This window comes from Achromobacter sp. 1L-A-4-B-C2, assembly GCF_057291955.1.
Genome location: NZ_JBXAWP010000005.1, coordinates 572215 through 586970, shown reverse-complemented (window position 1 = coordinate 586970; position 14756 = coordinate 572215). Strand labels below are relative to the sequence as shown.

The following is a 14756-nucleotide window of genomic DNA, read 5'->3' as shown; positions in this document are numbered from 1 at the left end:
TAACGCGGTATCCTCATTAGTTGCCGATACAATTGACCGGCTTGATCGTGCACTCAACAGAAGGAACCAACACATGGCACATACTCTTCCCCCCCTGCCTTACGAACTCGACGCCCTGGCCCCGCACATTTCCAAGGAAACGCTGGAGTTCCACTACGGCAAGCATCACCAGACTTACGTCACGAACCTGAACAACCTGATCCCGGGTACGGAATTCGAAACGCTGTCGCTGGAAGACATCGTGAAGAAGTCCTCGGGTGGCATTTTCAACAACGCCGCTCAAGTCTGGAACCACACGTTCTACTGGAACAGCCTGGCCCCCAAGGCCGGCGGCGCACCCACCGGCAAGCTGGCTGATGCCATCAACGCCAAGTGGGGCAGCTTCGACGCTTTCAAGGAAGCGTTCAACAAGTCGGCAGCCGGCAACTTCGGTTCGGGCTGGACCTGGCTGGTCAAGAAGGCCGACGGTTCGGTTGACATCGTCAACACCAGCAACGCCGCCACGCCGCTGACCACCGCCGACAAGCCGCTGTTGACCTGTGATGTCTGGGAACACGCGTACTACATCGACTACCGCAACGCGCGTCCCAAGTACCTGGAAAATTTCTGGGCACTGGCCAACTGGGATTTCGCCGCCAAGAACTTTGCCTGATCGGTAAAGACAAGCCGGGCCGCACACGTGGCCCGCAAGAAAAAACCCCTGGTGCCTTGCGCAGGGGTTTTTTTTATTCCATTTCAGGAAGAATTCAGCTGACATAACCCTGTCGATTGTCGATTTCATTCCAGGGAAATGACAAAGAAACAACCTTTTCTTTAGGGTTATCCCTAGGAATCCCGACCGCTATTGTTGCCAGTGGTCAGGGCTGAACCACGGGGCCAACGGATCGCGGCATGCCCGCTTACAACCGGGGTAACTACAGGGAAGGGAAGCATGTTTCGCTTATTTTCAGGCTTGCGCATTGGGGCGCGCCTGTCGGGCGCGTTTTTGCTCGTGGCGGTAATCGGCGGTGCCATCGGGGCCTTTGGTGTTTGGGGGCTGTCGCGCATCAACGAATTGAATGACCGGCTGTACGACACCGAGCTGCGTGGCATCTCGGATTTGAAAGAATCCAATCTGAATCTGATCTACGCGGGCCGCGCCCGCAGCGGCTACCTGGCCGCCAGCACCGATCAGGATCGCCAGGCGTTGAAAAAGCAGTTTGACGACGCCGTCAAGAACATGGACGTGCTTCGCGACAAGGCCGCGAAGAATTTCCACGAAGAAGAGGGCAAGCGCCTGCTGGCGCAGTTTGTCGAAACCGAACAGGTGTGGAAGCGGGAGTCGGAAGCGTTCTTCACGGCGGCGAAGTCGCAGTCGTTGACGCAAACCGATCCGCGTGTGGCCGAGATCGAAAAGCGGGTTATCGCCTCGTCGCAAAAGCTTGACGACCTGATGACCAACCTGGCCGTGGGCAAGGAAAAAGCCACCGCGCAATCGGTGGACGAAGCCACCGACCTGTACGACACCGTGCGCGCCGTGATGATCATCCTGGCCGTGGCCGGCGTGGTGATCGGCATGCTGTTGGGCTGGCTGGTCACGCGCGGCATCGTGCGTCCGCTGGAACAGGCGGTGAAAGCCGCGCGCCAGGTCGCCGCGGGCGATCTGACCACCGACATCCAGGTGGCCACGCGTGACGAAACGGGCGACTTGATGACGGCACTGAAGGCCATGAACGAAAGCCTGGCGCGCATCGTCGCGGACGTGCGCGATGGCTGTGAAAGCATCGCCTCGGCGTCCTCGCAGATCGCGCAAGGCAACTCCGACCTGTCGCAACGTACTGAAGAGCAAGCCTCGTCGCTGGAGCAGACGGCCGCGTCGATGGAAGAGCTGACCAGCACCGTGCAGCAAAACGCCAACAACGCCAGCGAGGCCGATCGTCTGGTGACGCAGGCGTCAACCGTGGCAGTGCGCGGGGGCGAAGTGGTGGAAGGCGTGGTGCAGACCATGAGCGCCATTTCGGACAGCTCGCGCCGCATCGCCGATATCACGGGTGTGATCGACGGTATTGCCTTCCAGACCAACATCCTGGCGCTGAACGCCGCCGTGGAAGCGGCGCGCGCGGGCGAGCAGGGCCGGGGCTTTGCCGTGGTCGCGGGTGAAGTGCGCACCTTGGCGCAACGCTCGGCGGTGGCCGCCAAGGAAATCAAGGCGCTGATCGACGAATCCGCCGCGCGTGTGCAGGGCGGTACGCGCCAGGTGGACGAGGCAGGCCGCACCATGCGCGAAGTGGTCGACAGCGTGCGTCAGGTAGCAACGCTGGTGCGGGAAATTGCCAGCGCATCCGAAGAGCAATCGTCCGGCATCGGCCAGGTCAACCAGGCCGTGGCGCAGATGGATACCGTGACGCAGCAGAACGCCGCGCTGGTTGAAGAAGCCGCCGCCGCGGCCGCCAGCATGCAAGAGCAGGCCGGCCGCCTGGCGCAGGAGGTTCGCCGCTTCAAGGTGGACGCCGCCGCGGGTTCCGGGCGTGGCGCCGAGGCGCGTTTGCTTACGCCCACGCCCGCGTCCCTGGCCGCGCGCAAGCCGGCAGCGACCGTGACGCGCGCCAGCCAGGCGCGGCCGGCGCTGGCGCACGCGTCGGACGACGACTGGTCCTCGTTCTAAGCAGCCGCCGGGCGCTGCCGCGCGGGATTGCGCGGTAGCGCCCGGGCGGTAAGTCCGTGGACGGCGGAATCGTGGTCGGCGAAGTTGTGGTCGGCGAAGTTGTGGGCTGCGAAGTTGTGGGCTGCGAGTCAGGTGGGAATGTTAAGGTTAGCGACTTTCCGCCGCATGCCAGCAGCCCATGAGCCTGACTGAACCTTTCCGCCGGACCTCCGCCGCCACCCGCCGCCTGATGCGGCGCAAAGTGCGTCAGATCAACCGTCTGTCGCGCAAGAGCCTGCAAATGGCACTGCTGTTGGGCGGGGCCGGCCTGGTCGCGCTGATGTCGCTCGGTTTTGCGTATCTGGCCGACAAAGCGTTGGACTGGAACCGCGAATGGGTGGGCCACAACGGCTGGCTTGCCTTGCTGGTGCTGCCGTTCAGCCTGGCCGGCTTGCGCTGGCTGACGCTGCGGTTTGCGCCCAACGCGGCCGGTAGCGGCATTCCCCAAGTCATCGGCGCGCTGTCATTGCCGCCGGGGGCCAGCCAGACCAGCCTGGTGTCGCTGGCGCAAACCCTCTGGAAAATTCCCCTGGCATTCTTCGGCATGCTGGCCGGCGCATCGATCGGCCGCGAAGGCCCGTCGGTGCAGGTGGGCGCCGCGCTCATGCTGGCATGGGGGGATTTCTGGAAGCGTCGTGGCGTCAAGCTGCGGGGCTTTCACGCCAATGAACTGATCGCGGCCGGCGCGGCCGGCGGCCTTGCCGCCGCCTTCAACGCGCCGCTTGCCGGTGTGATCTTCGCCATTGAAGAGCTGGGCCGAGGCACGGTGCTGCGCTGGCAGCGCCTGGTGCTGATCGGCGTGCTGGCAGCGGGGTTTCTGGTGGTCGCGGTGCAAGGCAACAACCCGTATTTCGGCGTGTTCGGCGGTGCGCCGCTGGCCCACGGCATGGTGATGTGGATTGTCATCTGCGGCGCGATCAACGGCGCATTGGGCGGTATTTTCGCGCGGCTGCTGGGCAAGGGCGCGGCAGGCGCGGCGCCCGCGGCCTGGCGCGCCTGGATCCGCGCGCATCCTATCTGGACGGCTTTCATCATGGGCCTGGTGCTGGCCGTGATTGGCCTGTGCACGGCCGGCAGCGTGTACGGCACGGGCTATGGGGTGGCGGCCGATCTGCTGTCGGGCAACGACACCGCGCCGGTCGGCTTCGGGCTGGCCAAGCTGGCCGCTACCGTCGCGTCGTATTGGGCGGGCATCCCGGGCGGGATCTTCACCCCCGCACTGACCACGGGCGCCGGCATCGGCCAACACATCTGGGAACTGGCGGGCGAGGGCGTGGACCAGCGTGTGCTGGTGCTGGTGTCGATGGCCGCCTTTCTGGCCGCCGCCACGCAGGCGCCGTTGACGGCCAGCGTGGTGGTCATGGAAATGACGGGCAGCCAGCCGATGTTGTTCTGGTTGCTGGTGGGGTCGCTGCTGGCCTCGGGCGTGTCGCGGCAGTTCTGCCCGCAGCCGTTCTATCACCTGGCTGCGGGGCGCTTTCGGCGGCAAGCCATCGTCGAGGCGGGTCGCGCCGCGCAGTCCGGGGCGGGCGCCGCAACGGCGCCTTCCAAGCCCGCGTCGCTCTGAAAGCCTGCGGCCGGCTTGGCGATCAGGGTGAACACCTACCGGACACTGTCCATGAGACGGACACCCCAGGTGTGCACCAACTTGGCGCTAAATGCGGTGCGCTAAGATCGTCCGATCCCGAATTTTTCACTTCACTCCGAGCTTCCCATGACCGTGAATGCCTTTATTTGTGATGCGATCCGCACCCCCTTCGGCCGCTACGGCGGTGCGCTGGCCAGCGTGCGTCCTGATGACCTCGCCGCCGTCGCCATCAAGGCGCTGGTAGCGCGCAACCCCGGCGTGCGCTGGGAAGAACTGGACGACGCCATCATGGGCTGCGCCAACCAGGCCGGTGAAGACAACCGCAACGTGGCCCGCATGGCCACGCTGCTGGCCGGCCTGCCCATCGAAGTCCCCGGCGCCACGGTCAACCGCCTGTGCGGTTCCGGCCTGGACGCCATTGGCACCGCCGCCCGCGCCATCCGCGCCGGCGAAGCCGGGCTGATGCTGGCCGGCGGCGTTGAAAGCATGAGCCGCGCGCCCTTCGTCATGGGCAAGGCCGACAGCGCGTTCTCGCGCAATGCCGCCATTTTCGACACCACCATCGGCTGGCGCTTCGTCAACAAGCTGATGAAGGCGCAATACGGCGTCGATTCGATGCCCGAAACGGCCGAAAACGTCGCTGACGACTTCAACATCAGCCGCGAAGACCAAGACCTGTTTGCGCTGGCCAGCCAGCAAAAGACGGCTCGCGCGCAGAAAGAAGGCGTGTTCGACGCCGAAATCGTGCCGGTTTCGATTGCGCAGAAAAAGGGCGATGCCATCATCGTCTCCAAGGACGAGCATCCGCGTGAAACCAGCCTGGAATCGTTGGCCAAGCTCAAGGGTGTGGTCCGCGAAGGCGGCACCGTCACGGCCGGCAACGCGTCGGGCGTGAACGACGGCGCCGCCGCGTTGCTGTTGGCTGACGAAAAGGCGGCCGCCCGCCACGGCTTGACCCCGCGCGCTCGCGTGGTCGGCATGGCTACCGCCGGCGTCGCGCCGCGCATCATGGGTATCGGCCCGGCCCCGGCCACGCTGAAGGTGTTGGCCCAGACCGGCCTGACGCTGGACCAGATGGACGTCATCGAGCTGAACGAAGCCTTTGCCGCGCAGGGCTTGGCCGTGCTGCGCCAACTGGGCATTGCCGACAACGACCCGCGCGTGAACCCCAACGGCGGCGCAATCGCCCTGGGTCACCCGCTGGGCGCATCCGGCGCCCGCCTGGCTACCACCGCGATCAACCAGCTGCACCGCACCGGCGGCCGCTATGCGCTGTGCACGATGTGCATCGGCGTGGGCCAGGGCATCGCGCTCATCATCGAACGCGTCTGAGCTTGCGGCTTCAAGCCTGAAACCTGAAGTGTTGTTTTTTCCGCCGCGCGGTTCGCGGCGGAATCAAAAAAGGGAGCCTCTCGGGGCTCCCTTTCTACATCCGACTGGCGCACTGGCGCCCCGGGGCGCCCGGCTCAGGGCAGACCGTCTATTTTCCGGCCCGCCTTGATGCCATGCTCGTCGAACCAACCTTGGGTCATTTCCAGGGCGTAGCGCACGGGCTTGCGGGCGCAATGCGGGTCTTCGGTCTGCGGCGCCATGTCGTCGATGTTGACGATCGTGCCGTCGTCGGCGATAAAGGCAATCGAGAGCGGCAAAAGCGTGTTGCGCATCCAGAAGCACTGCACGTCGGGCCGCTCGAAGACGAACAGCATGCCATCGTTGCCGGGCAGTTCTTTGCGGAACATCAGGCCGGCTTGGCGCGTGGCGTCGGTGTTGGCAACTTCGGCGCGGATAATATGGATGCCGGCTGACAGTTGCGTGGTGGGCAAGGGCGGTTGCGGCCCGGTTTGCGCATGGGCGCCCGCGCCCAGCATCAATGCCGCGCTTGCCAGTGCCGCCGATACGGCTTTAAGGAACGCGGGTTTCATGAACGCCGTCTTGAACAACGTAGGAGTGGCAGGTAATAACTTCGCATTCTTCAGCATGACTGGCGCAGTAAAAAGAAAATAATAAGGCGGGGCCCGAAAGCCCCGCCTGGATAATGGTGCAACCTTACCGCTGCACTTTATAGGGTGTTAGGCGGCCGTGATATTAAGCGCCTGCTTGCCCTTAGGCCCCTGGATGATTTCGAAAGCCACTTTCTGGCCTTCCTTCAGGGTTTTAAAACCATTCATCTGTATGGACGAGAAGTGGGCGAACAGATCTTCACCGCCGTCGTCGGGCGTAATGAAGCCAAACCCCTTTGCATCGTTGAACCATTTGACGGTACCCGTCGATTTGGGATTGTCCCCTTGGACGGCGGTTGCGGTCGTATCAGACATGCGGACTGCCTCATTGAATCGTATGTTGACAGAAGGGCATCGCGGTCTAGACCTCTGTCCCCCCCTCCGGCTTCCTGGCAGATTTTCGATGAGTTGAAAACCCCAGAATGCGGTGATAATGCGCCGCTTTTCTTTGTGTCGTCAAGTATGGAAACTACGTATTTCCGCGTGTAATTTTAAGTAAGTTGCACGTTAGGCGTCCCCAGTTTAAATAGAATAGCCGCCCTATGAGTTCTACCTTGGATACCCAGCATGATTTGGCCGTCGAGAAGGCACCGGCACGCGCCGCGCCGCCTCCGATGTATCAGGTTCTGCTGTTGAACGATGACTACACGCCGATGGAATTCGTCGTGAAAGTCCTGCAAAAATTCTTCAATAAAAATCATGAAGAGGCCACGCGGATCATGTTGCAAGTGCATCACGAAGGGCGCGGAGTTTGCGGGGTGTACCCCCGTGACCTCGCCGCCACCCGCATCGCCCAGGTAGGACAGTATGCGCGGGCGCGCCAGCACCCGCTGCAATGTGTGATGGAACCCGTTTAATACCAAGAATGAAGACGCCGCCCTCGAAGGCGGCGTTCTGCTGTGCGCCAATGGCACGGCAATGTCCGCGTTTGGGGAAGCGCGCGGATCCGGATGGTCGGCAGCTCCGCCGCTAAGGAGCGTTGTATTCGAGTAGGCGGAGGGGTTTGCCGTGAGTGGAAAGGTTAGTAAGACCTGGCTGGCGGTTGCCGGCGTTGTGGTGTTGGCCGGCGCCATAGGCGTGGGCTGGTGGATGGGCAAGGACAAGCAGGCGGCGGCTCCGGGTGCGGCCCCTGCGGTGTCCGCCCCGGCTCAAAGCCCCGCGGCGGCCCCGCCGGGCGAGGCAAAACCCACGCTGGGCGCCAGCGCCACGGTCGGCGCGCCCGATCCGTTCGCCGCACTGACCTGCCAACCACGCCAATATAACGACGCGCTGTCGTTGTCCGTCACGTTCACCCAGCCGGTGGATGCCAAGGGCAAGCTGGATGACTTCCTTCAGGTCACCGATCTGGGCGCCTCGTCGGGCAAAGCCGACCAGGACAGCGAAACGGCCTCCAACGCCGGCGACCAGCCCGCCTCGGTGAAGCCGGGCGACTCCGCCCCGCAAGGCAAGATCGTCAAAGGCAGCTGGATTGTGGGTGACAACCCGCGCATGGTGTATTTCCCGTATATCCAGCCGCAACGCAAGTACGCCATCACCGTGCGCTCCGGTTTGCCGGGCGTGGGTGACAAGGTCGTGCTGGCGCAATCGTCCAACTGCGAAGTGAACACGCAGGCGATGCCGCCGTCGTTCTATTTCGCCAGCCGTGGCGTGGTGCTGCCGGCCGGCCAGAACGGCGGTTTGCCCGTGGCTACCGTCAACGTGCCGGAAGTGGACGTGCAATTCCTGCGTGTCGCGCCCGACCGCGTGCCGGAACTGTTCGAAACGGTGCTGGGCATTGGCCGCAACACCGCGCAGGCGTCCGATGACGAAGAAGAGGGCGGCTACAACGAAGAAGACAGTTGGCGCTATTCCGACAACCGTGGCCTGAAGGGTTCGGTCAGCAACTGGGATCTGGACCGCCTGAATTCGCTGACCACCAGCGTCTATCAAGGCCGCTTCATCACCGACGACAAGCCGAACCGCCGCCACGTTACCTTCCTGCCCGTTGAAGGCGTGAAGGAACTGCAAGAGCCCGGCATCTATATCGCGGTCATGAGCCAGCCCGGCCGTTTCCGCTACGAATACCAGGTCACGTACTTCTACGTCAGCGATATCGGCCTGCACGCGCGCCGCTACAGCGACCGCGTGGAAGCCTATTCCGTGTCGCTGAAGTCCGGCCAGGCCATCTCCGGCGCAGTCTTTGAACTGGTCGACGGCGCCGGCAAGACGCTGGCCAAGGCCGCCGCCGATGGGCAAGGTCATGTGCGCTTTGATGGCAGCTTCACCAACGCGCGCGTCATCCGTGCATCGCGCGACAAGGAAATGACGGTATTGGCATTGGCCGAGCCCGCGCTGGATCTGTCGGAGTTCGATACGGGCGGCCATGTGTCGCGCCCGAATAACTTGTTCATTTACGCCGGCCGCAACCTGTATCGCCCTGGCGAAACGTTCAACGTGTCGGTGCTGCCGCGCGACCTGGACGGCCGCATGCTGACGCCCGCGCCGCTGACGGCCACCATCAAGCGCCCCGATGGCCGCGTGGTGCAGAACACGCTGTGGCAGCCCAACAAGGATCTGGTCGGCTATGTCGAGCGCGCAATCGAATTGCCGCTGGATGCGCAGACCGGCTCGTGGCTGCTGGAACTGCGTGTTGACCCGGCCTCGCGCGCGCCCGATGCGTCGTGGAAGTTCCAGGTCGAGGAATTCCTGCCTGAACGTATGAAGATGGCGCTGACCTCTGAGCAAGAGGTGCTGTCGCCGGACGAGGAACTGCTTGTCGATGTGCAGGGCGATTACCTTTACGGCGCACCCGCCGCCGGCAACCGCCTGCTGTCCACCTTCCAGGTCAAGCGCGACCGTTTCGCGCAGGCCCAGAAATGGCCGGGCTTCATCTTCGGCGACGTCGCCGATGACACGCGCCGCACGTTTGGCGAACTGCCCGAAGAGGCGCTGGACGACAAGGGTGCTGCTCAGATCAGCGTCAACCCCAACGCGGCAGGCACGCATTCGCCGATGAAGGTGCGCGTGTCGGCCAGTCTGCTGGAATCGGGCGGCCGCCCGGTGGTGCGTTCCATCGAGCGCAGCGTCTGGCCCGCCGACAAACTGATCGCCGTGCGGCCCCAGTTCGATAGCGACGTGGCGCGCGAGAGCGCACCCGCCGGATTCGAAGTGATCCGCGTCAACGCCCAGGGCGAGATCCAGCCCCTGGCTCAGGCCCAGATGCGTTTGTTCCGCGAAGAACGCCAATACTATTGGCGCTTTGACGACCAGCGCGGCTGGAACAGCGGCTACACCGAAACCGAAGAACTGATCGATTCGCGCGAAGTGGCGCTGAACGACCGCGCCCAGTTGACCGTGCCGGTCAAGTGGGGCCGTTACCGCCTTGAAATCGCCGACCCGGAAACGGGCGAGACGATGCGCTACCGCTTCTATGCCGGCTGGAACGCGCAGGACGCCGACGCGATGGGCAACCGCCCCGATCGCGTGCAGATGAAGCTGGAAGGCGTGCCGGCCAAGCCGGGCGACACCGTCAAGGTCACTTTGACGCCGCCGCACGACGGCCAGGCGCTGGTCACCGTCGAAGGCGACCGCATGTTGTGGTCCACCTGGGTGGCCGTGAAGGCAACGGGCACCGTGGTCGAGATCCCGGTCAGCAAGGACTGGAAGCGCCACGATCTGTACGTGGCCGCCGCCGTGTTCCGCCCGGGCAGTGAAGGCGACCGCGTGACGCCGGCCCGTGCGCTGGGCCTGGCATTCCTGCCGATTGCCAGCACCGATCGCAAGCTGGATGTAAAGCTGACGGCCGCGCCCAAGGCCGTGCCCGAAACCAAGACGACGGTGCGCGTCAAGGTCGACGGCGCTCAGGGCAAGCAAGCCACGGTCACGCTGTCCGCGGTGGACGTGGGCATCTTGAACATCAACCAGTACGCCACGCCTGACCCGCTGGACTACTTCTTCGGCAAGCACCGCTACGCGCCCGAACTGTTGGACATGTACGGCAAGCTGATCGAAAAAATGGACGGCACCAAGGGCAAGCTGAAGTGGGGCGGTGACGCCGCCATGCGCGGCGACAGCAAGAGCCTGCCCAAGAAGGTCAAGCTGGTCGACCTGTTCTCGGGCCCGGTCACGCTGAACGCGCAAGGCGAAGCGGACATCCCGCTGGACCTGCCCGATTTCAACGGCACCTTGCGCCTGATGGCGGTGGCGTTCACGGCCGACAACTACGGCAGCACCGACACCGAAATGGTGGTGGCCGCGCCGATCGTCGCCGAATTGAACACGCCGCGCTTCATCACGCCGGGCGACCAGGCCGCCATTGCGCTGGACCTGACCAACCTGAGCGGCGCCGAGCAAAAGATCAGCATCAAGCTGGAAGCCCTGGACCCGCTGGCCATTACGGACGGCGTGCGCACGGTGACGCTGAAGGACAAGCAGCGCACCACCTTGCGCTTTAACGCCACCACGACCGGCTCGTATGGCCTGGGCCTGATGCGCCTGACCATCGACGGGCAGGGCGGCGCCAAGCCGGTGCACATCGTGCGTGAATCGGTGTTGCAAGTGCAGCCGGCCTACGCAGGCGAACGCCAGGTGCGTCGCCTGCGCCTGAACCCGGGTGAAACCAATGCGGCGCAGGCCTCGTGGGTGTCGTCTTACTACCCGGATTCGGCGCTGGTCAGCCTGACCGTGTCGAATCGCCCGCCGTTCAACGTGAACAAGCTGGTTGAGGGGTTGCTGGCGTATCCGTATGGCTGCGCCGAGCAGACCATCAGCCGCGCCTTGCCGTGGGTGTTGATCGATGACGCCGTTGCCAAGCAGTTCGGCCTGAAGCCGCATTCGCAGGTGGAACGCGCCGCGCAGGTGTCCGGCGCCATCGGCCGCCTGTCCGGCATGCGCAACGCGGTAGGTTCGTACAACCTCTGGAGCGGTTCCAGCTCGCGCGATGTGTGGCTGACGGCCTATGCCGTCGGCTTCCTGCAAGACGCGCGCGACCAGGGCTTTGAAGTGCCCGAAGCCACGCTGGACCGTTCGCGCCAATGGTTGCTGGAGCAAGTGCAGCAGACGTCGAACACCTTTGGCACGTGGTCGGTGAATCTGCGCCGCAACGTTGAAGCCGGCCGCATCGACGGCAGCGATGCCAACGTCCTGCGCGAAGACCACCGCCGTTTTGCCGGCTTGTCGACCGCCGTGCTGGCGTTGGCTCGCGACAAGAAGGCGCCGTTGTCGACGGTGCGCCAGCTGTTCGACAACTATCAAGAGCGCGCGCGTTCGCCGTTGCCCCTGATCCAGCTGGCAGCCGCGTTCAAGCTGATGGGCGACGAAGGGCGCATGAAGTCCGCGCTGGACGCCGCGATGACGCGCGAATACGGTTTCCCGCGCCGCAATTACAACGGCTACTACGACGAATGGCTGGGCGACTACGGCAGCAGCGTGCGCGATTACGCGTTGTCGTACGCGCTGGCCAACCAGTACGGCCTGAAGCACGAGCGCCTGGAAAATCTGCTGACGCAACTGACTTCGCGCCTGGGCAACCGTTCGTACCTGTCCACGCAGGAACGCATGGCGCTGTTGATGGCGGCACGCGCCATCGGTGGCGACAAGGGCACCCCGTGGGAAGCCGCGCTGACCGTCAATGGCGTGCGCAAGCCGCTGGACGGCGGCAAGACCGACCAGACCGTCGGCCTGACGGCGGCCGATCTGGCCAACACGCAAATCCTTAACACGGGTGCGCAGTCCTTGTTCCTGGAATACGACATCCAGGGCAGCCCGACGGTTGCGCCCAAGCCGCGCAACGACGTGATCCAGCTCAAGCGTGGCTGGTATCGCCCGGACGGCAAGCCTTGGGATGGCGGCACGCTGCAAAGCGGCGACATGCTGGTGGTGTGGGTGCAGGCCAGCGCCAACCAGAACATTCCGGATGCGCTGATCGAGGACCGTGTGCCGGCGGGTTTTGAAGTCGAAAACCTGAACCTGTCGCAAAGCCCCGAGATGCAGGAATGGACTATTGGCGGGCGCCGCGTGGCCGAAGCCATGGCCGATTCCAACATCAAGCATCGTGAGTTCCGCGATGACCGTTACGTGGCCGCCGTGTCCCTGGGTCGTGGCAAGGTGGACGTGTTCTATCTGGTGCGCGTCGTGACGCCGGGCCGCTATGCGGTGCCCTCGACCGTGGCGGAAGATATGTATCGCCCGGAAATCCGCGGCGTGGGTGAGCAATGGAGCACGGTCGAAATCCGCGATCGCGGCGCCAAGCGTCCTTGACCGCCGCCGCCACCCCCACGGCGGGCGCCTTGCGCGCTCGCCGGTGGCGGCGGCGCGGCATCATCGCGGCCAGCGTGTTGTTTACGCTGGCCGCGTTGTTATTCGTGCTTGACCGCCTTTACCCGCTGCCGCCTGTCGATTCCGGCGGCGCCGCCGTCGTCGTGGCCGCCGACGGCACGCCGCTGCGCAACTACCCCAGCCGCGACGGCATCTGGCGCTATCCGGTCACGCCGGACCAGGTGTCTCCGCGCTACCTGGAAACGCTGCTCACGTACGAGGACCGCTGGTTCTACTGGCATCCCGGCGTCAACCCGGTGGCGTTCGCGCGGGCCGGCTGGCAATGGGCCACGAACCGCCGCATTGTTTCGGGGGGATCAACCCTGACGATGCAGGTCGCCCGCCTGATTGACCCCCAACTGGCGGGCAAGCCCTCGCGCTCCATGTCGGCCAAATTGCGACAGGCGTGGCGCGCGGTGCAACTGGAAATGCACTACAGCAAGGATGAAATTCTGTCCTTGTACCTGACCCACGCGCCCATGGGCGGCATCGTGGAAGGCGTGGAAATGGGTTCGCGGCTGTGGCTGGGCAAGGCTGCCCGTGATCTCGGCCCCGCCGAGGCCGCGATGCTGACCGCGTTGCCGCAAGCCCCCTCGCGCCTGCGTCCCGACCGCCACCCCGAGGCCGCGCAGGCTGCGCGCGACAAGGTGCTGGACCGCATGGCCGAACTGGGCCGCTGGACCCCGGCGGAAGTTGCCGATGCCAAGATCGAAAACGTAATCGCGCCGCCGCTACGCGCACGTTGGCTTGCGCCCCTGGCCGCACAGCGCCTGTTGCAGGAAGCCGGTACCAAAACCACCGCAAGGCGGCCGGGCCAGCGCCCGCCGCTGGTCGCATCGACGCTGGATGCTGACATGCAGGCATCGGTGGAACGAATGTTGCTGGACCGTGTCGATAATTTGCCGCCCAAGGTTTCCATGGCGGTGCTGGTGATGGATAACGATACGCTGGAGGTCAAGGCTTACGCGGGGTCCGCCGATTTTTCCGACGATACCCGTTATGCCCACGTGGATATGGTGCGTGGCGTGCGCTCGCCGGGTTCTACTCTTAAACCGTTTCTGTATGCGCAGGCGCTGGACGAAGGGCTGATTCATTCGGAAAGCCTGCTGATCGATGCGCCCATGTCATTCGGCGGTTATGCACCCGGCAATTTCCAGGCCGCTTTTTCGGGCCCGGTCAGTGTGGCGCAGGCGTTGCAGCGGTCGTTGAATGTGCCCGCGGTGGACTTGCTGGACCGTGTCGGCCCCGCCAGTTTTGCGTCGGTTATGCTGACTGGCGGCGTGCGGTTACGAATGCCGGCCGGGGCTGCCCCAAATTTAAGCTTGATTTTGGGCGGGGGTGGCACCACATTGGAAGAACTGGTCGGCGCTTACCGGGCTTTGGCCCGCGATGGCGTCTCGGGACGGCCCCGCCTTCGGACGGAGCAGCCTCGAATCGAGTCCCGTATGATGAGCCCTGGAGCCGCCTGGATCGTTCGCGATATTCTTGAAGGCGGCGGGCATCCCGACCGGCCTTTCTACCAGTCGGGCAGCCCGACCCGGCGGCTGGCCTGGAAAACCGGGACCAGCTTTGGTTTCCGGGACGCCTGGGCAATCGGGGTGACCGACAGATGGACGCTAGGCGTCTGGGTAGGTCGCCCGGACGGCACGCCGAACCCCGGTTTTTTCGGGGCGAATGTGGCGGCGCCGTTACTGCAAGATATTGTGGCCGCGTTGCCGGAAGGCGCGCAGCAGGTCCGTAGCCGGCCCGAAACGGTGCAGGCGGCGGTCACATGTTGGCCACTGGGTTATCGGTTGGGCAGCGTGCCGTCGGGGCAATGTCCCGAACAGCGCGCCGCGTGGCTGTTGAACGACACGGCGCCGCCGTCATTTGCCGGTTACGCCGACGCTACCCAAGGGCCGTTGCGCGTGGGTGGCGTGGCCAGCGGTTCGGTCCTTCGGCCCGTGCCGGGCAGCCGGCAAGTGGCGCTGGATGTAGATGTGCAAGGCGCCGAAGGAGAAGTATGGTGGATGCTTGATGGCCGCGTGGTGAATCACGGCGCGTCGAGTCATCCGTTTAAATTAGTGCTGGCGCAAGACGGCCGGTATACGCTAACCGTCATGGACACGCTAGGCCGCCACGATAGAGTGGTTTTTGAAATCGCTGGCGTTACGCCATGATCGGCATAGAATATGAATCGTGTATTTGACCG

9 protein-coding genes are annotated in these 14756 nt (G+C 64.3%); 7 read left to right on the top strand and 2 right to left on the bottom strand.

Annotated features, from left to right (window positions below; genetic code table 11):
* Positions 1–73 precede the first annotated feature (73 nt).
* From sodB to pcaF, 4 genes are all read left to right on the top strand, one after another.
* Entirely contained in the window at positions 74–652 is a 579-nt protein-coding gene (gene sodB, locus AC0Z35_RS24630) for a superoxide dismutase [Fe] (protein ID WP_046804702.1), read from the top strand.
* A 279-nt stretch (positions 653–931) separates the two neighbouring features.
* Entirely contained in the window at positions 932–2644 is a 1713-nt protein-coding gene (locus AC0Z35_RS24625; RefSeq protein ID WP_485132772.1) for a methyl-accepting chemotaxis protein, read from the top strand.
* 178 nt (positions 2645–2822) lie between these two features.
* Positions 2823–4250, top strand: a complete 1428-nt coding sequence (locus AC0Z35_RS24620; RefSeq protein ID WP_485132773.1) for a chloride channel protein — start codon at positions 2823–2825, stop codon at positions 4248–4250.
* A 147-nt stretch (positions 4251–4397) separates the two neighbouring features.
* Positions 4398–5603, top strand: coding sequence for a 3-oxoadipyl-CoA thiolase (gene pcaF / locus AC0Z35_RS24615; RefSeq protein WP_046804699.1), 1206 nt, complete (start codon positions 4398–4400; stop codon positions 5601–5603).
* A 134-nt stretch (positions 5604–5737) separates the two neighbouring features.
* Here pcaF and AC0Z35_RS24610 read toward each other — a convergent pair whose 3' ends face one another.
* Together AC0Z35_RS24610 and AC0Z35_RS24605 are read right to left on the bottom strand one after the other, a co-directional pair.
* Positions 5738–6193 (bottom strand): DUF192 domain-containing protein, encoded by a 456-nt coding sequence (locus AC0Z35_RS24610; protein ID WP_223264891.1) that lies wholly within the window; start codon positions 6191–6193, stop codon positions 5738–5740.
* A gap of 147 nt (positions 6194–6340) precedes the next feature.
* Entirely contained in the window at positions 6341–6586 is a 246-nt protein-coding gene (locus AC0Z35_RS24605) for a cold-shock protein (protein ID WP_006220277.1), read from the bottom strand.
* 227 nt (positions 6587–6813) lie between these two features.
* Here AC0Z35_RS24605 and clpS point away from each other — a divergent pair, with 227 nt between their 5' ends.
* From clpS to pbpC, 3 genes are all read left to right on the top strand, one after another.
* Complete coding sequence (gene clpS / locus AC0Z35_RS24600) at positions 6814–7128, top strand: ATP-dependent Clp protease adapter ClpS (protein ID WP_006220276.1); 315 nt, start codon at positions 6814–6816, stop codon at positions 7126–7128.
* A 151-nt stretch (positions 7129–7279) separates the two neighbouring features.
* Positions 7280–12508, top strand: a complete 5229-nt coding sequence (locus AC0Z35_RS24595) for an alpha-2-macroglobulin family protein (protein ID WP_485132774.1) — start codon at positions 7280–7282, stop codon at positions 12506–12508.
* Complete coding sequence (gene pbpC / locus AC0Z35_RS24590) at positions 12505–14724, top strand: penicillin-binding protein 1C (protein WP_046804780.1); 2220 nt, start codon at positions 12505–12507, stop codon at positions 14722–14724. Before AC0Z35_RS24595 ends, pbpC begins: the two co-directional genes overlap by 4 nt.
* Positions 14725–14756: the final 32 nt, after the last annotated feature.